The following is a 22622-nucleotide window of genomic DNA, read 5'->3' as shown; positions in this document are numbered from 1 at the left end:
ATCCGGACCCCACTGGGTCGCACGGAGGTTCCCGACCACAGCCGACCACGGTCAGCCGCTTCCGCCTCCGCCCCATCGCCCCGAGAAAAATGTTGCCACATGCAGAAGCTAGGTCGTTATCTCCTCGAGGACAGGCTGGGAGCCGGTTCGTTCGCCACCGTCTGGAAGGCATACGACCCCGAACTCGACACCGATGTCGCGGTCAAGGTGCTGGCCGACAACTGGGCGTCGAACGCCGATGTACGGCAGCGCTTCCTGGCGGAGGCGAGGCTGCTCCGCAGGATCTCCAGCCCCCGTGTCGTGCGCGTTCACGACGTGGGCGTCCAGGACGACCGGCCGTACTTCGTCATGGACTACGTCCGAGGCGGCACGCTGGCCGAGCAGACCGGGCACTGCCGGCCCGCGGAGGCGCTCCGGCTCGCGGCCGAGGCCGGGTACGCGGTTCAGGTGCTCCATGACGCGGGCGTCATCCACCGCGACATCAAGCCGTCGAACCTCCTGCTCGACGCCGGCCGCACGCCCGCCGCCGTACTTGTCGCGGACCTCGGCAGCGCGAAGCAACTGGCCGATGCGTCGGGGCTGACCGTGACCACCGGCACTCCCGCGTACATGGCGCCCGAACAGGCCTTCCAGACCGGCGGGTTCGACGGTCGAGCCGATGTGTACGCCCTCGGTGTCGTCGCCTTCGAGTTGCTGACCGGGCGCAAGCCGTTCGGGTCGGGAGGTCGCACCGTCCCTGTGGCGCGGCAGGCGTCGACGTCGTCGTCGCCGGCCCTTCCCAGGGAGCTGGGGGTTCCGGACGGCATCGAAACACTGCTTCGTGCGGCGCTGTCCGTGGAACCTGACGAACGACCGCAGACCGCCCGGGCGTTCGCGGATGCGCTGCTGTCGCGGGAGGAAGAGGAGTGGGCGTCGGTCAGGTCCTCGGGGCCGACGCGTCTGGCGGTCTGGCTTGCGGCGGTCGTCGTGTTCCTGGTGACAGCGGTACTGACCTGGTTGTTCCGCTGAACCTGCGGTGTCCTGGTTCGGTCGGACCCGTCACATGGAACCGCGAAGGTGCCGGGCACACTCTGCGTGTTGTAGTCCATTCGACACGAGGATGTGCCACACATGATCACGCTTACCAAAGAAGACGGCCCGGCGGACCTGGACGGAGTGACCCACCTGTCCATCGGCGTTTCCTGGGATCCCACCGCCGGTAGCAGCGGCGGGGTCCTGGGCAAGCTGCGCCGCAAGACCGGCACCGACCTCGACCTGATCGCCGTCGCGCTCCAGGGCGGAGACCCGGTGCGCCTTGCCGGTCTCGACTCGCTCGACCCGATGGGCAACGGCTCGTTGGTGCACAGCGGTGACAACCAGACCGGCCACGGGGACGGCGACGACGAGACGGTGACCGTCGAGTTCGCCCGGATACCACCCAACATCACGTCGATCGTGTTCGTAGCCGCCGCGTACAAGAAGGGCAGTTCGTTCCAGAAGGCGCGCAACATCAGCTTCAAGGTCTACGACGCGACCGGGGGCAGCTCGCAGCAGGTTGCGGACATCTGGCCGAGCATGCTCACCCAGGACAACGGCTGTGCCGTGGCCAAGGCGGTGCGGGTCGGCGGCAGTTGGAAGCTGGAGGTGATCAACACGACGGGCAGGATCAAGCAGGGCGACGAGCATGCCTTGATGCGTTTTGCTGTCAGCAAGTAGGACGTCGCTGAGGTCCGGAGCGTCTGAGGCTGCCGAGGGGGCGGCAGGGCGTGGGCGCCTGCGCACCGGGGGGATGTGGCAGGCAGCCGAGTTCGCTCGCACGCCCGGGGGGTTGGCGGTTCGGCGGTGCGGGTCAGGCCCACGCCGGAGTGGTGCCGTTGTGGATCGCACAGCGCTTCGCGTCCCCCGGTCGGCACCCAGCCCGCGGTCTGCGACGCCCAGGCCTCCACCGACGACCAGGCTCCCGAGAGCTCCCCGCCCCATGACACTTGCGCTTGCGTTGGAAAACCGATCGGTTTACCCTTCTGGAAACCGATCGGTTTTTCGTTCTCAGGGGAGAGTCATGACTGTTTTGAAGGGCGCGAACGTCTTCGTCACCGGAGGCAGCCGCGGCATCGGCAAGGCCCTGGTGGAAGAGCTGTACGCGCGCGGTGCCGGCAAGGTCTACGCCACGGCCCGCGACCCGCGCGGCGTGACGCACCCGGACGCGGTCCCGGTGGCGCTGGAGGTCACCGACCCGGCCTCCGTGGCGGCCGCCGCCGCACAGGCGCAGGACGTCACCGTGCTGGTCAACAACGCCGGGGCATCGGTCGGCGCGTCCTTCCTCGACTCCCCGATCGACGACGTACGCCGGGAGTTCGAGACCAACTTCTACGGCCCGCTCCTCGTGGCCCGCGCCTTCGTGCCGGTGATCGAGCGCAACGGCGGCGGCCACCTCCTCAACGTGCACTCCGTGCTGTCCTGGATCGCACTCGGCGGCTCCTACAGCGCCTCCAAGGCCGCCCTGTGGTCGCAGACCAACTCCCTGCGCCTCGAACTCCAGCCGCGTGGCATCGGGGTGACCGGGCTGCATGTCGGCTACGTCGACACGGACCTCGCGGCCGGCGTCGACGCACCCAAGTCCGACCCGCGCGACGTCGCCGCACTCGCCCTCGACGGCGTCGAGACCGGTGCGTACGAGGTGCTCGCCGACGACATCTCCCGGCAGGTCAAGGCGGGCCTGGCCGGCGAACTGGCAGGGCTGTACCCCCAGCTCGCCAAGTAGACCTGCGCGGGCCCCGGAGCAACGAACACCAGTTTCCTGAGACCGGAAAGGGTATTGGCAATGAGCGCGAATTCGCAGGTGAGGAAGAAGTTTTACGCCCTGAACATGTTTGACGTGGTCGATCTGGAAAAATACCTTGCGTATTTCAGTCGCTTGCCCGAAGCGGCTCCGCAGTATGGTGGTCGAATGGTGGCGTTTGGTCGCTTCCGGGACAACGTGGCCGGTGATCTCGCGCCACGGCAGGTTCTGTTCCTCGTGGAATGGGAGTCCGAGGAGGCCTTCAACAAATTCCGGGACGATCCGGAATTGGCCGACCTGCATCCGCTGCGGGAGAGCGGGACGGCGTCCTACATCTGGCAGACGTTCGATGGCTCCGATATGAGTGACCCCGCCGACGTCTCGCTCGACGACGTACTGGCGGTGCTCAAGCCTTAGCGCTCCAACGCGAATGGTGAAGTCCCACTGGAATATTGGTGGATGTCGGGATCTTGAGACCACGAGCAGCCCATGGCAGGCTCATGCCGCATGATCGATGATTTCGCGAAAGCCAACCTGCACGGGAGACTGCGGCGGGACCGCGAGGCGCTGCTCTGGAAACTCGACGGCTTGTCCGAATACGACGCCCGCCGACCTTTGACCGCAACCGGGACCAACCTCCTCGGCCTGGTCAAACACGTGGCCACCGTCGAGGCCAGGTACTTCGGCGAAGTCTTCGACCGGCCTTCCCCGGAACCGCTGCCCCGGTGGCAGGACTCCGACGGCAGCGATCTGTGGGCGGCCGAGGACGAGACCCGCGATCAGATCGTCGGGTTCTACCGGCGCACGTGGGAACACTCGGACGCGACGATCACCGCGCTTCCCCTCGACGCCCCCGGCCACGTGCCGTGGTGGCCGGAGCCTTATCTCAACACGAACCTGTTCGCCATCATCGTCCATGTCCTCGGCGAGTCCATCCGGCATGCCGGGCACGCCGACATCCTGCGCGAGGGCCTCGACGGCCGGACCGGGGTGCGCGCCGAACACGAGACGCAGATCGACGAGGAAGCCCGTGCAGCCCACTGCGCGAAGATCGAGCAGGCCGCCAGGGCGGCCGCACCGGTCAGGGCTTGGTGAGCGTTTGACTCTCGGTCGCCGGTTTCATCTGGCTCAGCCGCCACGCCAGTTGGGGGTGGCTTCGTGGGTGCGGCCCCGGGCAGCGCCTGCGGGTCAGGCGGCCAGCTGGTTCATCTTGCGGATCTGCTTGTCGAAGACCGCGGCGCGGGAGCGAGGCGGCGCAGGACGCGTGCGCGTCCGGCCACAGGGCCGGCTGTGTGGCGCGGCCTCGGCTTCGGGCCGGTCGCGGCCGCCACGATCGCCTTGGCGACGACAGCGGGGGCGTCGCCGCCCCTGACCGCCTCCGCCATCACCCGGCCGACGGTCTGCCGCGCGCGTACACGTGCAGGGAGGTGCCGGGTTTCGCGCTGTTGGCCTCGAACCCGGTCCTGGTGTAAGCGGGTTCGACGATGAGCGCCCGGATACCGTGGTCACGGACCTCGTGGTCCAGGGACTCGGTGTAACCCTCGATCGCGTGAGCGTCACACCCCCGAGCGGGGTGAGGTGTGAAATGTCGCGGCCTGTTGCGGCCACTTGGAAACCCGCTGCGACGAGGGCGAGCGCGGTTTCCCTCCCGATGGCGGAGGACGCACCCGTCACGAGTGCCACCGGCCGATCCGTCGTCATCCTGGACTCCCACTCCGATTCGAAACCGATCGGTTTCCGTTACAGTAAACCGATCGGTTTACCGGTGCAGGTTCAAGCAGGGGATGCGGCCATGGGCGGAGTCAGTGCGCAGGAGCGGCGAGAGAGCGTCATTCGCGCGGCGATCGCCGAGTTCGCGATCGCCGGCTACCGCGGCACCACCACCGCGGCGATCGCCGACCGGGTCGGCGTCAAGCAGCCGTATCTCTTCCGGCTCTTCCCGGACAAGAAGGCGATCTTTCTCGCCGCCCTGACGCGGAGCGCGGAAGACACTCGCCTGGCTTTCGAGAGGGCGGCCGACGGGGTGGGGGGAGGCGAGCGCGCCGGGCAGGTGATGGCGGACGCCTATGCGCAGCTGATCTCGACGTGCCCCGAAACGCTCCTGATGCAGATGCAGGGATACGTCACCGTGGCGGCCGCCGAGGCGCAGGGGGACGACGTGATCGGTGAGGTCGTCCGGGCCGGCTGGATGAGTATCTGGGAAACCGTGCACCTGTCGCTGGGCGCTGATGCCGAGCGGACCGCAGGCTTCTTCGCCTGTGGCATGCTCGGCAACATGCTCACGGCCATCGGGCTTCCCGTGAACGCCGGGAGGTGAGGGGGCGTTGCGGACCGGGGTGCGTCAGCGCATGTCCGCCGCGTCGAGCATGGCGGCCACCGTGGGGGCGACGAGTCCGCCCTGCGTGTCGGCTTTGATCCCCGCACGGGCGCTGGCGCCGTCGAAGACCAGGATCAGCTGCCGGGCCAGCAGGTCCGGGTCGCTCGCCCCGCCCTGTTCCGCCTCGGCGCGGAAGTAGGCCGTCAGGTTCTCCTTGACCCGGCGGGCCACCCGGCTCGCGGAGTGGCTCGGATCCTTGAGCTCGATCTGTACGACGAGGTACCGGCAGCCCTGGAAGTCGGGCGCACCCGCCTGCGCCTCCGCCTGTTCGAAGACGTGCAGGATCCGCTCACGGGGCGGACGGTTGTCGTCCGCCGCGGGCAGGAGTGCCGTCACGTAGGCGGAGGCGCGTTCCTCCAGGCTCGCCGCCAGCAGTTCGCCTTTGCTCTCGAACAGCTTGTACATGGAGCGCTTGGACACCCCCGCCGCCTTGCACAGCGTGTCGACGCCGATGTTGACGCCGTCTCGGTAGGTGAGCGTGGCCGCTGCCTCCAGCAGTCGCTCTCGGGAGCTTGCCATTGCTTCGGTGGTCATATGGCGAGGTTAACTCGATTCCGACCGATTGGAAACCGATCGGTTTACGATGCGCGCTGCGAGGAAGCGGTGCGCTCTTCGTCCTTGCCGCGCTCGGTGCCGCCCGGCATTTCTCGCCACGGCGGATTCAGGCTCAGTGGGCGATCACAGGCTCGCCCTCCGAGGGCGCCAGAGCTGAATTCGGCATCAGGAACGCCGTGAGCGCCGCACCGACCACGAAGATCCCGGCGCCCCACGCCAGGGTGGCCGTGTAGCTCTCGACCCCGGCCTGGGCCATGGTCAGTGCGCCCGGCTTGTGCGAGGACAGGTAGTCGGTCGCGGCCGATGAGGCAACGGTGGTCAGCAGTGCCGTACTGATCGAGCCGCCCACCTGCTGGCTGGTGTTGATCAGCGCCGAGGCGACGCCCGCGTCCTCGTGGTGCACGCCTGCGGTGGCCCCCTGGAACGCGGTGGTCATCACCGCACCGATGCCGAGGCCCAGCAGGATCATGCCCGGCATGATGTCGGCGACGTAGCCGCTGTCCAGGGTGAGCCGGGTCAGCAGGGCCATACCGGACGCGGAGACCAGGAAGCCGGCGCTGACCACGACCTTCGGGCCGACCCTGGGCAGCAGCAGTGAAGGCACCGTGGTCGACGAGGCGACGATGCCCCCGACCATCGGCAGGAACGACAGACCGGCCTCGATCGGCGAGTAACCGATGCTGGCCTCCAGGTAGTAGGTCAGGAAGCGTGGTGGTCAGCGGTGTTCTCGCGCCCGGAGTGGGCCCGGTGATCGCCGGGGTGGAGCCCAAGCCGGCCCTCCGTACGATCCTTCAGGGGGGCCTCGGCGACAAGAGCGCGCTGCGCGAGGACTACCTGGACGAACTCCTCCAGGTGGGCAGCCGCCCCGGCTACCCGACCGTCGCGCGGGCCGTGTACCAGGCCCTGCCCAGCCTCATCGCAGCCCGCCCGCGCTACCCCGAGATCAAGGCGCCCGTCCACCTCGTCTACGGCGAAAAGGACTGGTCCCGCCCCTCGGACCGGGAAGCCAACAGGCAGCTGCTTCCGGCCGCCGACTTCACACTGGTCCCCGGGGCAGGCCACTTCATCGCCCTTGAGCGCCCCGATGTGCCGGCCGACCTGCTGAACGCGGTGGCCTGACACGCGGCCGTGGCCGACGCTGCCGAGCCCGCTGCCGTACGGCAGGCCGACGCCCATGATGACCGTCATGCTCGATCCGCAGACGGCTGCCCGGCCGCGGCACCACTCGGTGAGAGCGGCGTGCCGGGCCGCACCGCCGGTGGCGTGGCGCGGGCAGCCGCTCTGAGTTTCGCAGTCGGCCGGAGATCGCTACGTCCGGGGAGCCCCTCCGGACTCAGGGAGCGCCGGCCCGCAGGGCGACCGAGTGGCGCCGTCGCGACCGCGCATATCGAGGTCGGGCCGGACCGCCGGTTGGCGGGCGTACCTGATCGAGTGCATGGGCCCCGGCGCGGCGGAGTTGTCGACTGGCGATGGTCTCGGAACCCCGCTCGTGATGCGCCGCGGACTTCGGTCCGACGCGCGTGCGGGTGGACGCCGTATCGCCGGGCGTGATCCCGCCCCGGCTCCGGGCGGCACCGAGTCCCACCCGGGCGAGATCATGGTGAGGGGCAGACCGCGCAGGCGCCGCCGCCCGCAGCCGGGAGGCTGACCGGGGGGACACGGTCTGCTGCCCCAGGCGGGCGCTCACGGCCGGCCGGGCGTCGCGCATGTGCGAGCCGACCGGGCCACGCCCGCGTGATCAGCCGGAAGCGGGAAGGGGAGCGTCGGGCGCTTCTTGCTCGGCACGCCGGCGGTACTCGGCGTTGATGCGCTGAGCTTCCTCGAGCTGGTCCTCGAGGATGACGATGCGGCACGCGGCCTCGATCGGGGTGCCCTTGTCCACGAGCTCGCGGGCGCGCGCAGCGATCCGCAGCTGGTAGCGGGAGTACCGGCGGTGTCCGCCCTCCGAGCGGAGCGGAGTGATCAGACGAGCCTCACCGAGGGCTCGGAGGAAAGCCGGGGTGGCGCCGAGCATCTCGGCGGCCCGACCCATGGTGTATGCGGGGTAGTCATCGTCGTCCAGACGATCACTGAGGGGGTTGTCTGCTGTCATGTCACCTCGTTGTGCAACGCGTCGAGGGGCCCTGGTGCCGTACGGCACCAGGGCCCCGAAGGAAATTCAACACCATCCGTCGGCCCTAATGCTCTGCCGACCTTCTGTTTTCCGCTACCAGCCCTGCAGAAGGGGGGTGCGGGGATCGCGGCTGCGTGACCGGGGACCACCTTCCAATCCGGGGTCTTGCGGTACCCGGCCGAGTGCGTCTCGGGCCGGGCGATCCGATGGCGTCTGCGTCCTCCGTCCTTGCTTTGAACCAGAACTGCACTGCTTTGCGAACTTCATGTACTGCAACCCGCCAGTTCGTGTCTGCCGGGTCTCGCTTGACCTGTGTCGACGAGGAAAAGGCTAACTGGGTCAGAGCCCAATGTCTACTCTGACAAGAGTAGATTTCACCTGCCTGAGGGAACAGATAGCCTGTGACCTGCAACGACGGGTGACGCAGTCGTCGTGGGCGGCGGTATCGCGGCTAGGCCTCCCGGGCAAGGCCGTCAGGTGGCGCGGGCCTCAGTGGCCCGGTCCGTTCGCGGGCAGCGGCAGCGGCAGCGGCAGCGGGTCGCGGGCGGCGGGACGGCGATGAGGGCCCTGCCGACGTGTGTCGGCAGGGCCCTCATCGGAATCCGAATGGCGGTTTTGCCGCCCGTCCTCATCCGTCCAGGCAGGCGGCGCCGAGCAGCGCCGACGAGGTCTGGAGCGGAGCGGAGACCCGCACGGGCGCGGCGTCGGGGCGGGCATGGCAGGTGAAGCCGAGGCGGGTCATGGCCCGGATGACTTCGCTGCCGGTGAAGTCGCGGCGGTCCTGTCGGGTGACGACCTCGCCCACCTGCTTGACGGGGTAGCGGCGGCGGCCGATCGTCACGGACTCACCCGTCACGATCTCGGGCGCGAGGCCCTTCATCGAGGCCAGCACTCCGCTCTTGCTCAGGTCGAACGGGTACCGGGCGATGACACAGCGCATGATGCCCTCACAGGGAGAAGGAGAACGGGCTGGGCGGGGTGAGCCGGATCAGTGGGAGAGGGCGAGGACGCCCGCGGCCCGGCCGTGTGCCCGGCCGCGTGCCCCGCCGGTGACGGGCCGAAGGACGGGCGAGGCGGACGGCTCGTCGAGGACGTCCCGTAGACGCAGCCGGTCCGTGTAGACGGAACTGCTGCGGTGAACGGCGAGTTCGGCCCGGGTGACCGCGCCCGTGCACTGATCGTCCCCGTCGCACAGGAGCAGGAACTCGACACGGGCACCGGCCATGAGGGACAGGGCGACCTCGACGGTCATGTCGTCCCGGACCCGGGGTCCGGCCGCTTCCTTGTCGTCGACTGCGCTCATGGTGAAGCGAACCGCCGGTTGCCGCTGCATCTGAACCGGTGTCAAAGCTGCCTCCATGGAGGGGGGTGAGGGATGGGTGCCTTCTGGCGATGCCTCTACGTGGATGGGGCGAAGCGATGCCTCTACGCAGCCGAGTCGAAGGCGGGCCGCTGCGCCCTGTTCCGCCCGGCTCGTCCGGTGGCGCGCCCCTGGGCAGGGCGATCACGGCGGCCCCGGGAGGAGGAAGCCGCGGAGCGGCGGGGGCGTTCCGCGACGGGCGCGGTGATGACCACGGGGACACCGGAAGGGGCCTGGGCCCCGGTGATGCGGCTCAGTTCCGCCTCACCCGAACGCACCGGGGTGATCCGGGGGGCGATGCCGGCCGCGGTCATCAGCCGGGTCATGTCGCGGCGCTGGCCGGGAGTCACCAGGGTGACGACACTGCCGGACTCTCCGGCGCGGGCGGTACGGCCGCCGCGGTGCAGGTAGTCCTTGTGGTCGGTGGGCGGATCGACGTTGACGACCAGGTCGAGGTTGTCGACGTGGATCCCGCGCGCCGCGACGTTGGTCGCCACCAGTACCGTCACATGTCCGGTCCTGAACTGGGCGAGGGTCCGCGTGCGCTGCGGCTGGGACTTGCCGCCGTGCAGGGACGCCGCGCGGACGCCGCTGTTCAGCAGGTGCTCGGTGAGCCGGTCGACGGCGTGCTTGGTGTCCAGGAACATGATCACCCGGCCGTCTCGTGCCGCGATCTCGGTGGTCGTCCGGTGCTTGTCCGCCTCGTGCACGTGGAACACGTGGTGTTCCATCGTGGTGACCGCTCCCGCGGAGGGGTCGACGGAGTGCACCACCGGGTCGGTCAGGTAGCGGCGGACGAGCAGGTCGACGTTGCGGTCCAGGGTGGCGGAGAAGAGCATCCGCTGCCCTTCGGGGCGCACCTGGTCGAGCAGGGCGGTGACCTGCGGCATGAAGCCCATGTCGGCCATCTGGTCGGCCTCGTCGAGGACGGTGATGGCGACGTCGTCCAGCCGGCAGTCGCCGCGGCCGATGAGGTCCTTGAGCCGCCCCGGCGTCGCGACGACGACCTCCGCGCCGGCCCGCAGCGCGCCGGCCTGCCTGCCGATGGACATCCCGCCGACCACGGTCGCCAGCCGCAGCCTCACGGAACGGGCGTACGGGGTGAGCGCGTCGGTCACCTGCTGGGCGAGTTCGCGGGTGGGGACCAGGACCAGGGCGAGCGGCTGCCGTGGCTCTGCGCGCCGACCCGCCGTACGGGCCAGCACCGCGAGGCCGAAGGCCAGGGTCTTGCCCGACCCGGTACGGCCGCGGCCGAGCACGTCACGTCCGGCGAGGGAGTTCGGCAGCGTCGCCCCCTGGATGGGGAACGGCACGCTCACGCCCTCGTGGCCGAGCGTGGCCAGCAACGGTGCCGGCAGGGCAAGGTCGGCGAACGACTCGACGGCGGACAGCGCCGGCGTGAGCGTCACCGGCAGCGCGAACTCGCCCTGGGGTGTGGCCGGGCGCCGTCCGTGGGCATTGCCGCGCCGCGGAGCCCTCGAGCGCTCGGCGGCGGAACCTCGGGAGCGGTCGTAGGTACGGGTCGTGCGTGCGGTGCGTGCGCGGTTCAAGCGGAACCTTCCTCGATGTGAGCACGTAGGCACGTAGCAAGGAATTTCCGCAGCAAAATGAAAGGCGCAGAGAATCGCGAGAACGAGCCGGAGGCGATGGGCGTCGAGTCGATCGACGGGGAATCGTCCCCGGTCGGTGACGTGGCGGAGCCTTCCCGTCATGCGCCCTGAAATGCACTGAGCTGGGGCCCGCACCCCAAGGTGCGGGCCCCAGCTACGAAGTATGCGTTGTTGCCGGTGTCAGGCGGGAACGATGTTCTCGGCCGTGGGGCCCTTCTGGCCCTGCGCGATGTCGAACGACACCTTCTGGCCTTCCTGCAGCTCACGGAAGCCCTGGGCGGCGATGTTCGAGTAGTGGGCGAAGACGTCGGGGCCGCCGCCGTCCTGCTCGATGAAGCCGAAGCCCTTTTCTGCGTTGAACCACTTCACGGTGCCAGTAGTCATGTCATTTCTCCTTCGGAGACGATGTCGGAATCCGCCCTGTGCGGATTCTGCGTCGCCGTGCTGATTGGACCGTCGGGAAATGAACCTTCTGGCAACCACACCTGCAACTGAGAACGACGTTAGCACGGTGCGAGCGACCCTGTTCGGTCAGTAATTCTGCTCGGGTCGGCGATCGAGGAATACTCGCCGTGTACCGTGCCTATTTCTGGCTTCGCGGATGCAGATATTGATCCGCGCGGATGAAGCGTTCCCGTCGAACGCTTCCGGCCACAGGGCCCCCACCTCCGTCGATGCGTCATGTGCCGCCGCCGTCGTCGTTGACGGGCGGGGAAGCGGCCACCCTGCCGAGACCCCCCTTCCGCGAGGAAGGTCACATCGGCCCGGAAGGGGCACGACGCCGACGGCCGCAGCCACGGCGGCTCGTGTGGGCATCCCCATGTCGTCCACCGGGCGGGTGGCCGGTTCGCCGGTCGGATACTTTTCGCCGGGCTGCCGGCCGCCGCTCCGCCCGGACGGCCACCCCATCGAACAGTGCCGCGCCTGCCGCCACGAGAATCCCCGTGTCCCGCCCGGCTTCACCTCGGTGATCACCGACGGCGCACGCCGCACAAGCGTTGCCCCCGAGGGGCGGTGTGCAACCGCTCCTAGCCGGCGCGTTCGGCGGTCCAGGTGATGTGAGGGGGCTCGACGCGCGCGCACAGGGGCCCGCCCTGCGCGTCGGTCAGGCCGAGGCGTCCGACCAGCAGCCCGCCGCGTGCGGCTGCGGCGAGTACGTCGGCGGGGATGACGTCGAGCATGAGCTTGGCGCGGCGGAACATCGTGAAGGTGCCCGACTCGTCGACCGTGCCCCACGACAGATAGATGAACCGTCGGCCCAGACGGTCCTGCACGTAGGGGCCTTTGACCTCGGTGCCGGTCGGCGAGGCGCTCGCGGTGCACTCCAGGGTCCACGTCGCGGACGGTCCGTCGCCGGGCTGTGGCTCAAGGACTTCGTCCGGACGGTCGCGGCGTTGCACAGCGACGTGGAGGTTGCCGTGGGCGGGGACTTCGCCGTCGACAAGGGCGGGGCGGCTGGGACCGGGCAGGTCGACGGCGTCGATGCGTATGCGCATAGCGGCCATCATCCCGCCAGAGTCCGCGCCGAGGTCGGCCGACCTCGAACCGGGGTGGGCGCTGACAGCGGTGAACCGTCACTCAGTGCCCGGCCCTTCTACGGTGCCTTCTCACCACCTCTGCCCCCACAGCGTCCAAGACCGAGGCCGGTGACGCGGCCACCGACGCTGTTCGGCGTGAGACCGGCTCGGGTTCCGGATCCGCCGCGTGATCATTGCCGTCGCCGGTACGTCCGGCCTTCCGGCAGCCCTGGACTCGCCTCCGGCTCATCCATGTGAAAGGGCAGGTCAGCGTCACGTTGCGATGTGATGGGTTACCCGGGACGAGCTGCTGCTGGCGGGCACGGCCGGGTTGCGGTGCCCCTTGTCGGCCCCAAGCATGGGTTCAGAGGAGCAGCCACAGGCACATCCGAGGGCACCGTCCGGGAGGACATGAGAGCCATGCCGTTTGCCGCGTCCCGGCCCGCCGGGCGTCGCCGGACAAGGCGCCGTCGACACGCAGGGTTGCGATCGGAATGACCGACGACGGCCGGCCGCTGCGCTGTCTGGTCACCGGCGCCACCGGTTACCTGGGCGGCAGGCTGGTGCCGGAGCTGCTGGCCGCCGGGCATTCCGTGCGCTGCCTGGCCCGCACGCCCGGCAAGCTGCGGGACCATCCGTGGGCCGGGCGGGCGGAGGTCCTGCGCGGGGACGTGACGGACGAGGGGGCCGTACGTGCGGCCATGGAGGGCACGGACGTCGCGTACTACCTGGTGCACGCGCTGGGCACCGGTCGGGGCTTCGAGGAGACCGACCGGCGCGCCGCCCGGATCTTCGGTGAGCAGGCGCGGGCCGCCGGAATCCGCCGGATCGTCTACCTCGGCGGTCTGAGCCCTTCCGGAGTACCCGAGCGCGCACTGTCACCCCATCTGCGGTCCCGCACCGAAGTGGGCCGCATCCTCCTGGCCTCGGGCGTGCCGACCGCCGTACTGCGGGCAGCCGTGATCATCGGGTCGGGTTCGGCCTCGTTCGAGATGCTGCGGTATCTGACCGAGCGGCTTCCCGTGATGGTGACCCCGAGCTGGGTACGCACCCGCATCCAGCCCATCGCCGTCCGCGACGTGCTGCGCTTCCTCGTGGGATGCGCGAGGCTGCCGTACGACGTGAACCGCGCCTTCGACATCGGCGGACCGGACATCGTCACGTACGAGGAGATGATGCGGCGGTACGCCGTCGTCGCCGGGCTGCCGAGACGCGTCATCGTTCCCGTTCCGCTGCTCACCCCCCGACTGTCCAGTCTCTGGGTCGGCCTGGTCACCCCGGTGCCGGGCGCCCTCGCGCGCCCGCTGGTCGAGTCGCTGAAGCACGAGGTCGTCTGCGCCGAGCGGGACATCGTCCGTTACGTGCCTGACCCTCCGGAGGGACCGGTCACCCTCGACCGGGCGATCCGGCTGGCTCTGCGGCGCGTGCAGGAGGCGGACGTCGCCACCAGATGGTCGTCGGCCTCGGCTCCCCGGGCCCCGAGCGACCCGCTGCCCACCGACCCCCACTGGGCGGGCGGGAGCCTCTACACGGATCACCGCGAGCGCACGGTCGCGGCGTCGCCACAGGCCCTGTGGCGGGTGGTGGAGGCGATCGGCGGCGAGAACGGCTGGTACTCCTCGCAGCTCGCCTGGTCCCTGCGGGGCCGGCTGGACACCCTGGTGGGCGGTGTCGGTCTGCGCCGGGGCCGCCGGGACGCGACCCGGCTGCGGGTCGGCGACAGCCTGGACTTCTGGCGGGTGGAGGAGATCGAGCCGGGCCGGCTGCTCCGGTTGCGCGCGGAGATGCGTCTGCCGGGCCTGGCCTGGCTGGAGCTGGCCGTCGACCAGGATCCACAGGGACGCACGGTGTACCGGCAGCGGGCCCTGTTCCATCCGCACGGCCTGGCCGGGCACGCCTACTGGTGGGGTGTGGCGCCGTTCCACGCCGCGGTTTTCGGCGGCATGGCCCGCAACATCGCCGCCGCGGCCGAATCGGCCACCCCGGAACCGGCCCACATCCGCTGAGGGGGCTCAAGGAACCGTGCGCGTCTCGCTCGCCCTGTTCACCGCCGACCTGCGGGTGCACGACAACCCGGTCCTCCAGGCCGCCCTGAAGGACGCGGAACGGGTGGTCCCGCTCTTCGTCGCCGACAGCGGCATCCGCCGCACCGGCTTCGCCGGACCCAACCGCGCGGCGTTCCTCGCCGAGAGCCTGGCCGACCTCGACGCGGCCCTGCGGGCTCGGGGTGGCCGGCTGGTGGTGCGCGTCGGCGACGTGGTCGAGGAGACCTGCCGGGTGGCGGCGGAGACCGGGGCGACCGAGGTGCACATCGCGGGCGGGGTGAGCCGCTACGCGGCACGGCGCGAGGACCGGCTGCGCGCGGAGCTGGCCGGCGACCGACGCGAACTACGGGTCCACGACGCCTCGTTGACGGTCGTCCCGCCGGGGGCACTGACACCGGCGGGCAAGGACCACTTCGCCGTCTTCACCCCGTACTTCCGCCGCTGGGAGAGCTTCTCCGTGCGCGGCGTCGTGCCGGCACCGGACGCCGTACGGCTACCGGACGTGGGCTCGGCCGGCCTTCCTCGCGCACGGTCCCTCGCGTCGGGCTCCGCGTCGCCGGGCCGGCCCGCCGGCGGGGAATCCGAGGCCCGCCGCAGGCTGCGGTCATGGCTGGCGGGCCCGCTGTCCGCATACGACGACCGGCACGACGACCTGGCCGCCGACGCGACCTCCCGGCTCTCCCCCTACCTGCACTTCGGCTGCCTCTCACCCACCGAACTGCTGCACCGGGCCCGCGCTCAGGACGATCCCGGTGCGCGGGCCTTCGTCCGCCAACTCGCCTGGCGGGACTTCCACCACCAGGTCCTGGCGGGCCGCCCCGACGCGGCCGGCCACGACTACCGGCCCCGGCACGACCGCTGGCGCCACGCCACGAAGGAGTTCGAAGCCTGGCAGGACGGCCGCACGGGCTACCCCGTCGTCGACGCCGCCCTGCGACAGCTTCGCCACGAGGGCTGGATGCCGGGCCGTGCCCGCCTGCTCGCGGCAAGCTTTCTCACCAAGACGCTGTACGTGGACTGGCGGGCGGGAGCCCGCCACTTCCTGGACCTCCTCGTCGACGGCGATGTGGCGAACAACCAGCTCAACTGGCAATGGGTCGCCGGGACGGGCACGGACACCCGCCCGAACCGGCTCCTCAACCCACTCGTCCAGGCACGCCGGCACGACCCACGCGGGGAGTACGTACGCCGCTGGCTCCCCGAGCTCCGCCACCTCGACGCCACCTCGGTCCACCGCGTCCCCCACCTCGACGCAGCCGCCCGTGCGGGCCTGGACTACCCCGCCCCCCTCGTGGATCTCGCCGAGGCCGCCGCCCGTTTCAGGGAGCGGCGGAGAGCCGACTGACGGGACAAGAAACTGACCCCGGGCCGCTGACCTGGGGCTTCAAGAAGAGCGGATGTGCGCATGCGCGACGCCGCGCGCCGTATGGCTCGACTGATGGTGGCCCCCGTGCCCAAAGCGTGCCCACAAGAACGGCCAACCACGGTCGACAGCGGTGCGGACAGGCCGGCGCAGCGGTGCCGCGACACGACGAATCCGCGCAGGTCAGCAGCCATTCGCCCACCCAGGCGCCGTCGCATCCCAAGCTGAGAGCCCGAGTTCGATTCTCGTCTACGGAGTGGCTGCCGTCGAGGGCCGGGCGGAGTGACCGGTGAGGGTCTCGGGCCGCAGGAGCATGTCCAGTTGGCCGGCGCTGAGCAGGCCGGCCTCGGCGGTGAGATCCCTGACGGTGCGGCCGGTGGCCAGGGCCTGGCGGGCGAGGGCGGTGCTTGCGGTGTAACCGATGTGCGGGGCGAGCGCGGTGACCAGCCCGATGGAGCGGTGGACGCTGTCGTGGAGGTGTTGGCGGTTGGCAGTGATGCCAAGGACGCAGCGGGTGGCAAGGGTGTCGCAGGCGGCGCGCAGATGGGCCAGGGAGCGCAGCAGGCTGTAGGCGATGACGGGTTCGAAGGCGTTGAGCTGGAGCTGTCCGGCTTCGGCGGCCATGGTGACGGTCAGGTCGTTGCCGATGACCTCGAAGGCGACCTGGTTGACGACTTCGGGGATCACCGGGTTGACCTTGCCGGGCATGATCGACGAACCGGCCTGCACCGGCGGCAGGTTGATCTCGCCGAGTCCGGTGGTGGGGCCGGAGGAGGTCAGGCGCAGGTCGTTGCAGGTCTTGGAGAGTTTCACGGCGACGCGCTTGAGGACGCCGGACAGCTGGACGAAGGCACCGCAGTCCTGGGTGGCCTCGATGAAGTCGCCCGCGGGCCGGACGGGTTCGCCGCTCAACTCGGCGAGATACGCGCAGGCGAGTTCGGCGTAGCCGGGGTGGCCGTTGATGCCGGTGCCGATGGCGGTACCGCCGAGGTTGCACTCCAGCAGCAGGGCGGCGGCCTCGGTGAGGCGCTGGCGGTCCTCCTCGATCATGACGGCGTAGGTGGTGAACTCCTGGCCCAGCGTCATGGGTACGGCGTCCTGGAGCTGGGTGCGGCCCATTTTCAGTACGTCGCCGAACTCCGTCGCCTTCTCGGCGAACGCCGTGGCCAGCGCCCCCAGCGAGTCTCCGAGCCGGCGCACTGACGTGACCAGGGCCAGGCGTACGGCGGTGGGGTAGACGTCGTTGGTGCTCTGGCCGAGGTTGACGTGGTCGATCGGGTGGATCACGTCGTAGCGGCCGCGGGGGTGGCCGAGGACCTCCAGGGCCCGGTTGGCGATGACCTCGTTGGCGTTCATGTTCGTGGAGGTGCCGGCCCCGCCCTGGACGGGGTCGACGACGAACTGTTCGGTGAACCGTCCGGCGCGGATCTCCTCGCATGCGCCGATGATCGCTCCGGCGATGTCCGGGGGCAGCAGGCCGAGGTCGCGGTTGGCCTGGGCGGCAGCCTGCTTGACCGCGGCCAGTGCGGCGATCAGGTCGGGGAACCGGGCGATGGTCGACCCGGTGATCGCGAAGTTCTCCACCCCTCGCACGGTGTGCACGCCGTAGTAGGCGTCGGCGGGCACCTCCTTGTCTCCGACCAGGTCGTGTTCGATGCGGGTCGCCTGGACCATCTGCCGCTCCTCGTCACTGCCACCCGACGGAAGCCGGGATACCGGCGCGCGACCCCTTGACAGGCCACCGCGTCCGCCCTCAGTCTTACCGACCAACACGCAGAACGCAATATATTGCATATGGCAGGAGTTCTGATGGACACCGCTCACCCCCTCCCCACCAGCACTGACACCCCACCGCCACGCCCCTCGCGGTGGTGGCGGCGCTGTCTTCGTATGCCGATCGGCGTCCAGTCGGTCATCGCCGTCGGCCTCGGCGCCCTCATCGGATCTCTCGCTCCGTCCGCGGGCGAGCAGATGAAGATCCTCGGAGACGTGTTCCTGAACCTGGTGCAGGTCGTCGTCCTGCCCCTGGTCTTCCCGCTCATCGTGCTGGGCATCGCCCGGATGGAGTCGGTCAGGAAGGTCGGCCGGATCGCGGGCAAGGCGATCCTCTACTTCGAGATCGTCACCACCGTCGTCCTGCTGATCGCGGTGGGGCTGGCCAAGCTCACCGGCATCGGCAAGGGCGCCCCCGTCCACGGGGCCGACGCCAAGGACCTGAACGGCCTGAGCCAGGGCATCGACTTCCACGCACTGCTCCTGAACGCCGTACCGAAGAACATCTTCGCCGCGTTCGGCGAGGGCAACCTGCTCGGCGCGATCGTCTTCGCGCTGCTGGTGGGCGTCGCGATGGCGGCCATCGGGGAGAAGTCGGCGCCCTTCGCCTCCGTGCTCGAGTCGGTCGCCGCGGTGATGTTCAAGGTCGTCGGATACGTCATCCGGGTCGCACCGCTGGGCGTGCTCGGCTTCATCTCGTACGACGTCGCCCACTACGGCTTCGGCAACCTGCGCAGCCTGCTGGGCTTCATCGCCGTGGTCTACGCGGGCCTGGCCATCGTGATCGGCGTGCTGTTCCCGCTCATCGCCGCGATCTACCGCATCCGCTACGTCGAGTTGCTGAAGTCCATCGGAGAACTGGCCGGGATCGCCTTCGTCACCCGCAGCTCCGAATCAGTCCTGGCCCCTCTGATGGGCAAGCTCGAAGCATTCGGCCTCAGCCGCTCCACGACCTCCTTCGTCGTCCCACTCGGCTACTCCTTCAACACCGACGGCTCCGTCCTCTACCAGGCGGCCGCGCTGGTCTTCCTCGCCAACGCCTACGGCGCGGACACCTCCCTGCCCGCCCTGCTGCTCATGGTCGGCGTGCTGGTGATCCTCTCCAAGGGCATGGCCGGCGTCGCCTCCTCCTCGATCGTCGTCCTCATCGCCGCAGGCAACTCCCTCGGCCTGCCCGCCGAAGGCATCGCCCTGCTCCTCGGCGTCGACTTCATCGTCGACATGGCCCGCACCGGCGTGAACGTCATCGGCAACTCCCTCGCAGCCGCCGTCATCGACAGCTCCGAGAACCGCCGCGAAGCCAGACGCGGCAGCCGCGAAACCCCCCACAACCCGGCCGAGCACGAGGCCACGGTCCTCCAGAAGGAACCCGCACAGTGACCAGCCCTGCTCGCACCGCTGAGATCATCGGCATCCTCGGCGGCATGGGGCCGGCAGCCACGGCCGACTTCTACGCCAAGCTCGTCTCGACGACCCCCGGCTCCAGCGACCAGGACCACCTTCGGACGGTCATCTGGTCCGACCCGACCATCCCCGACCGCACCGAGGCCCTGCTGGGCGACGGCCCCGACCCCACCCCGTGGCTCCTCGACGGAAGCCGCGTCCTGCGCGAAGCCGGTGCCACCGTCATAGCCATCCCGTGCAACACGGCCCACGCCTTCGTCCCGCGCATCGCCGACCACGTCGGCCTGCCCATCGTCCACATGATCGGCGAGGTCGCCCGGTATCTCACCACGCTCAGCCCCCGCATCCGCACCGCCGGCCTGCTCGCCACGACCGGCACCGTCCGGGCCGGCCTGTACCAGGAGTGGCTGGACCGCTTCGGCATCCGCCTCGTACTCCCCGACGCGACCAGTCAGGACCACGAGGTCATGACCGCCATCCGCATGGTGAAGGCGGGCACTCACGGCGATACGACGACCGCGCTCCTGTCCCGCGCCGCACAACGCCTGACCGAACACGGCGCGCAGGCGGTCATCGCCGGCTGCACCGAGATCCCGCTCGGCCTGCCCGCCGACGCCGTGGACGTCCCTCTCATCGACCCGGCCCTCGTCCTGGCTCAGGCCCTTGTCCGCCGGGCCACAAGCGAGAGCACAGCCCGACAGGACGGGAACGGACAGGACGAGAACGGACAGGACGAGAACGGATAGGACGAGAACGGATAGGACGAAAACAGCGATGTACTGTACGCAATATGTCACTCGACCGCCCCGTCTCCCGCCGCCTCCTCAGTGACGAGGTCTTCGACCGTCTGCGCGACTCCATCGTGCGTGGGGAACTCGTCCCCGGTGAGAAGGTCAGGGACGGTGAGCTCGCCGAGCGCCTCGGACTCAGCAGAACCCCGGTGCGCGAGGCGCTCGCCCGGCTCGCCGACATCGGCCTGGTCGAAGCGAAGCCGGGCGTCTACACCCGCATCACCACCCTCAACCGCCGCGACGTCGAAAAGACCCTCGCCGTCCTGCGCTCCCTCGACCAACTCGCCGTGGAGACAGCAGTTCCGGTCATGACCGAGCGGGACCGGCAGCGCATGCGCGAGGCCAACCGCGACTTCGAACGGGCCGTCGCCGCCAACGACACCACCGCCGCACTCGCCGCGGACGACCGCTTCCACGCCGTCCCCATCACCGCCGCGGACAACCCCGTGCTCAGCCGGATCGTCGAGCAGCTCCACCCGCAGATCCACCGCATCCTCTACCGCAAGTTCTCCACCCTGCTCGGCGGCCGCAACACCATCGAACACCACGACCAACTCGTCGCCGTCTGCGCCGACGGCGACGGCCGCGCCGCCGCCGAGCTCTCCGGACGCCACTGGTCCGAACTCGGCGGACACATCAACGAGCTGTTCGACACCAACCAGTTCGCCGAACCAGCGACCCGCTGAAATGCCAACGCCGGCGTGAGGTGGCCGCCAGAATCGAATTCGTGGAAGCGGGCCACAGGCTGCGCGGGCATGTCCGGCTGGGGCACCGTCAGCGTTGACGTCGCCGGTCGTCGTTCGAGTCGGTGTGGGGCCGTGAGCGGAAAGTGCGGCGGTAGGTGTCGGGAGGCACACCGACCGTGCGGTTGAAGTGTCGACGCAGCGTCGTGGCCGTGCCCATGCCGGTGGCTGCCGCGACGGCGTCGACGACGTCGTCGGTGGTCTCCAGCAACTCCTGGGCGCGGCGGATGCGTTGTGTCAGCAGCCATTGCAGCGGGGTGGTGCCGGTCACCGCCCTGAAGTGGCGGCCCAGATTGCGCGAGCTCATCCGTGCCTGGCGTGCCAGGTCCTCCACGGTGAGTGGGTGGTCGAGGTGTTCGATCGCCCAGGGGAGCAGCGTGGCGAGCGGGTGGTCGTCCCGGACGGGCACGGGGGCGGCGACGAACTGTGCCTGGCCGCCGGCTCGGTGCGGAGGCACGACCAGGCGGCGGGCGACGGCGTTGGCGACGGACGAGCCGTGGTCGAGACGGACGAGGTGCAGGCACAGGTCCAGTGCGGCGGCCTTGCCGGCGGAGGTGAGCACGCTGCCGTTGTCCACGTAGAGCACGTCCGGATCGACCTCCACCCGCGGGTAGCGGGCGGCCAGGGCCCCCGTGTGCGCCCAGTGCGTGGTCGCGCGCTTGCCGTCGAGAAGGCCGGCGGCGGCCAGCACGAACGCGCCCGTGCACAGGGAGGCCACGCGCGCACCCGCCTCGTGTGCCGCACGCACCGCGCCGATGAGATCGGCGGGCGGATCCTCGTCGGTGTCCGCCCAGCCGGGGACGATCAGGGTGTCGGCATGCCGGAGCCGGTCGAGCCCATGGTCGGGCTCCAGCCGGAACCGGCCGAGCCGCACGGCGTCCGACCCGCAGACTTCGACGTCGTACCAGGGGACGGTGACACCTGCCGGAGCGGCGCCGAACACCTCGTACGCCATGGACAGTTCGAAGTGCAGCATGCCCTCGGTGACGGCCAGCGCGACAGTACCCATGTCTGAAACTGTATGGGGCGCGTCGTTCCGGACACTCACGGTGGGGCGCCCGCCCCGCCAGGATGTTCGCAGCGGATCAAACGGATCATTCGAGCACGGGGGAGTACCCATGGGACGGGGACGGACGGTGACGGTGTTCGGCGCGTACGGACACACCGGACGCTTTGTGGTGGCACAGCTGCGGGAGCGCGGGTTCGTCCCGGTACTCTCCGGCCGTGACGCCGGCAAGCTGCGGGCGCTGGCGGCACCCGACCCAGGACTCGAGGTCCGGCCGGCGTCGGTCGACGACGCTGCCTCGCTCGACCGTGCCCTGGACGGTGCCGACGCTGTGATCAACTGCGCCGGGCCCTTCGCGGTGACTGCCGCTCCTGTGATCGAGGCGGCACTGCGCACCGGGATCCCGTACGTCGATGTGGCGGCCGAGATCGAGGCCAACCTCGACACGTTCACGCACTTCGCGGACCGCGCCCGCGCGGCAGGAGTGGTGATCGTCCCCGCGATGGCCTTCTACGGCGGCCTCGGCGACCTGCTGGCGACCGCCGCGATGGGGGACTGGACGGCGGCCGATGAAGCGAACATCGCATACGGACTGAGCAGTTGGCACCCCACCCCCGGGACGCGCACCGCGGGTGCGGTCTCCGGCGAGCGTCGAGGCGGCCGACGTGTCCGCTACACGGACGGGCGGCTGGAGTACCACGAGGATCAGCCGACGCTCCTGAAGTGGCCCTTCCCCGAGCCGATGGGCACCAGGGAGGTCATCGGGGAGTTCACGATGGCCGACGTGGTCACCATCCCCAGCCACCTCTCCATCCCCGAGGTACGCACCCACATGACGACCGAAGCGGCCAGAGACCTCTCAGCCCCGGACACGCCGGCGCCGACCGCGGCTGACGAGAACGGGCGGTCCGACCAGACCTTCCTCGTCGACGCCGTCGTACGCTCCGGCGGCACCGAACGGCGCGCTGTGGCAAGTGGCCGGGACATCTATGCCGTCAGCGCACCGCTCGCGGTGGAGGCGGTCCACCGCATCCTCACCGGCCAGACCCGCACGGTCGGAGTCGCCTCCGCCGGCGAAGTCTTCGACGCGCCCGGCTTCCTCCGCGCGCTGTCCCCGCACATCTCCTTCGAACTGCGTCAGCAGCAGACCGGGTCCTGACCATCGGAGTGGGTGCTGCGGCCAACGCCCACGGAGGACGCACCGTCA

General features: G+C 70.0%; 22 protein-coding genes and 1 pseudogene. 13 read left to right on the top strand and 10 right to left on the bottom strand.

Annotation, left to right across the window (positions count from 1 at the left end; translation table 11 throughout):
* Positions 1 to 99: 99 nt before the first annotated feature.
* The 6 genes from LJ657_RS41755 to LJ657_RS41725 all read left to right on the top strand — a co-directional run bounded on the left by LJ657_RS41755 (position 100) and on the right by LJ657_RS41725 (position 5075).
* Entirely contained in the window at positions 100 to 1008 is a 909-nt protein-coding gene (locus LJ657_RS41755) for a serine/threonine-protein kinase (RefSeq protein ID WP_232654924.1), read from the top strand.
* 102 nt (positions 1009 to 1110) lie between these two features.
* Positions 1111 to 1695 (top strand): TerD family protein, encoded by a 585-nt coding sequence (locus LJ657_RS41750; protein WP_232654923.1) that lies wholly within the window; start codon positions 1111 to 1113, stop codon positions 1693 to 1695.
* Positions 1696 to 2038: 343 nt separating this feature from the next.
* Complete coding sequence (locus tag LJ657_RS41745) at positions 2039 to 2740, top strand: SDR family oxidoreductase (protein ID WP_232654922.1); 702 nt, start codon at positions 2039 to 2041, stop codon at positions 2738 to 2740.
* Positions 2741 to 2800: 60 nt separating this feature from the next.
* Positions 2801 to 3175: a DUF1330 domain-containing protein gene (locus LJ657_RS41740; RefSeq protein ID WP_232654921.1), complete on the top strand. Its 375-nt coding sequence runs from the start codon at positions 2801 to 2803 to the stop codon at positions 3173 to 3175.
* 90 nt (positions 3176 to 3265) lie between these two features.
* Positions 3266 to 3853: a DinB family protein gene (locus LJ657_RS41735; RefSeq protein WP_232654920.1), complete on the top strand. Its 588-nt coding sequence runs from the start codon at positions 3266 to 3268 to the stop codon at positions 3851 to 3853.
* A gap of 697 nt (positions 3854 to 4550) precedes the next feature.
* Entirely contained in the window at positions 4551 to 5075 is a 525-nt protein-coding gene (locus LJ657_RS41725; RefSeq protein ID WP_232654966.1) for a TetR/AcrR family transcriptional regulator, read from the top strand.
* A 24-nt stretch (positions 5076 to 5099) separates the two neighbouring features.
* Here the strand turns inward: LJ657_RS41725 and LJ657_RS41720 are convergent, their stop codons facing one another.
* Both LJ657_RS41720 and LJ657_RS41715 read right to left on the bottom strand, forming a co-directional pair.
* Positions 5100 to 5669 carry a TetR/AcrR family transcriptional regulator gene (locus LJ657_RS41720; RefSeq protein WP_232654919.1) on the bottom strand — a complete coding sequence of 190 codons (570 nt, stop codon included), beginning with the start codon at positions 5667 to 5669 and terminating at the stop codon, positions 5100 to 5102.
* Between the two features lie 133 nt (positions 5670 to 5802).
* The gene (locus tag LJ657_RS41715; protein WP_232654918.1) at positions 5803 to 6327 is read right to left on the bottom strand and encodes an MFS transporter; all 525 of its coding nucleotides are present in this window, start codon (positions 6325 to 6327) and stop codon (positions 5803 to 5805) included.
* 71 nt (positions 6328 to 6398) lie between these two features.
* On the opposite strand from LJ657_RS41715, the pseudogene LJ657_RS41710 reads away from it, so the two are divergent.
* Positions 6399 to 6809, top strand: a pseudogene (locus LJ657_RS41710) (alpha/beta fold hydrolase); the annotation flags it as partial.
* Positions 6810 to 7428: 619 nt separating this feature from the next.
* Here the strand turns inward: LJ657_RS41710 and LJ657_RS41705 are convergent.
* The 6 genes from LJ657_RS41705 to LJ657_RS41680 all read right to left on the bottom strand — a co-directional run bounded on the left by LJ657_RS41705 (position 7429) and on the right by LJ657_RS41680 (position 12269).
* A complete protein-coding gene (locus tag LJ657_RS41705) occupies positions 7429 to 7782 on the bottom strand; it encodes a MerR family transcriptional regulator (RefSeq protein ID WP_232654916.1) in 354 nt (117 codons plus the stop codon).
* A 649-nt stretch (positions 7783 to 8431) separates the two neighbouring features.
* Positions 8432 to 8743: an SCO5918 family protein gene (locus tag LJ657_RS41700; RefSeq protein ID WP_232654915.1), complete on the bottom strand. Its 312-nt coding sequence runs from the start codon at positions 8741 to 8743 to the stop codon at positions 8432 to 8434.
* 48 nt (positions 8744 to 8791) lie between these two features.
* A complete protein-coding gene (locus LJ657_RS41695) occupies positions 8792 to 9106 on the bottom strand; it encodes a hypothetical protein (RefSeq protein ID WP_308117128.1) in 315 nt (104 codons plus the stop codon).
* 122 nt (positions 9107 to 9228) lie between these two features.
* Positions 9229 to 10713, bottom strand: coding sequence for a DEAD/DEAH box helicase (locus LJ657_RS41690; RefSeq protein ID WP_232654913.1), 1485 nt, complete (start codon positions 10711 to 10713; stop codon positions 9229 to 9231).
* Positions 10714 to 10953: 240 nt separating this feature from the next.
* Positions 10954 to 11157 (bottom strand): cold-shock protein, encoded by a 204-nt coding sequence (locus LJ657_RS41685; RefSeq protein ID WP_048585022.1) that lies wholly within the window; start codon positions 11155 to 11157, stop codon positions 10954 to 10956.
* Between the two features lie 644 nt (positions 11158 to 11801).
* On the bottom strand, positions 11802 to 12269 hold the full coding sequence (locus LJ657_RS41680; RefSeq protein ID WP_232654912.1) for a DUF5990 family protein: 468 nt from the start codon (positions 12267 to 12269) through the stop codon (positions 11802 to 11804).
* A gap of 515 nt (positions 12270 to 12784) precedes the next feature.
* On the opposite strand from LJ657_RS41680, the gene LJ657_RS41675 reads away from it, so the two are divergent.
* Together LJ657_RS41675 and LJ657_RS41670 are read left to right on the top strand one after the other, a co-directional pair.
* Positions 12785 to 14296 carry an SDR family oxidoreductase gene (locus tag LJ657_RS41675; protein WP_232654911.1) on the top strand — a complete coding sequence of 504 codons (1512 nt, stop codon included), beginning with the start codon at positions 12785 to 12787 and terminating at the stop codon, positions 14294 to 14296.
* 16 nt (positions 14297 to 14312) lie between these two features.
* Complete coding sequence (locus tag LJ657_RS41670; RefSeq protein WP_232654910.1) at positions 14313 to 15680, top strand: cryptochrome/photolyase family protein; 1368 nt, start codon at positions 14313 to 14315, stop codon at positions 15678 to 15680.
* A 267-nt stretch (positions 15681 to 15947) separates the two neighbouring features.
* Here LJ657_RS41670 and LJ657_RS41665 read toward each other — a convergent pair whose 3' ends face one another.
* Positions 15948 to 17372, bottom strand: coding sequence for an aspartate ammonia-lyase (locus LJ657_RS41665; RefSeq protein ID WP_232654909.1), 1425 nt, complete (start codon positions 17370 to 17372; stop codon positions 15948 to 15950).
* A gap of 216 nt (positions 17373 to 17588) precedes the next feature.
* Between LJ657_RS41665 and LJ657_RS41660 the strand changes: the two genes are divergently transcribed.
* The 3 genes from LJ657_RS41660 to LJ657_RS41650 are packed head-to-tail and all read left to right on the top strand — an operon-like array spanning position 17589 to position 20352.
* Complete coding sequence (locus tag LJ657_RS41660) at positions 17589 to 18851, top strand: dicarboxylate/amino acid:cation symporter (protein WP_232654908.1); 1263 nt, start codon at positions 17589 to 17591, stop codon at positions 18849 to 18851.
* Positions 18848 to 19621 (top strand): cysteate racemase, encoded by a 774-nt coding sequence (gene cuyB / locus LJ657_RS41655; RefSeq protein WP_232654907.1) that lies wholly within the window; start codon positions 18848 to 18850, stop codon positions 19619 to 19621. Before LJ657_RS41660 ends, cuyB begins: the two co-directional genes overlap by 4 nt.
* A gap of 44 nt (positions 19622 to 19665) precedes the next feature.
* On the top strand, positions 19666 to 20352 hold the full coding sequence (locus LJ657_RS41650; RefSeq protein WP_232654906.1) for a GntR family transcriptional regulator: 687 nt from the start codon (positions 19666 to 19668) through the stop codon (positions 20350 to 20352).
* Between the two features lie 88 nt (positions 20353 to 20440).
* On the opposite strand, the gene LJ657_RS41645 is transcribed toward LJ657_RS41650, so the two are convergent.
* Positions 20441 to 21418: a helix-turn-helix domain-containing protein gene (locus LJ657_RS41645; protein ID WP_232654905.1), complete on the bottom strand. Its 978-nt coding sequence runs from the start codon at positions 21416 to 21418 to the stop codon at positions 20441 to 20443.
* Between the two features lie 109 nt (positions 21419 to 21527).
* On the opposite strand from LJ657_RS41645, the gene LJ657_RS41640 reads away from it, so the two are divergent.
* Positions 21528 to 22574: a saccharopine dehydrogenase family protein gene (locus LJ657_RS41640; RefSeq protein ID WP_232654904.1), complete on the top strand. Its 1047-nt coding sequence runs from the start codon at positions 21528 to 21530 to the stop codon at positions 22572 to 22574.
* Positions 22575 to 22622: the final 48 nt, after the last annotated feature.

Source organism: Streptomyces guryensis (genome assembly GCF_021261325.1).
Classification (GTDB): Bacteria; Actinomycetota; Actinomycetes; order Streptomycetales; family Streptomycetaceae; genus Streptomyces; species Streptomyces guryensis.
This window is presented reverse-complemented; position numbering and strand designations above follow the sequence as displayed.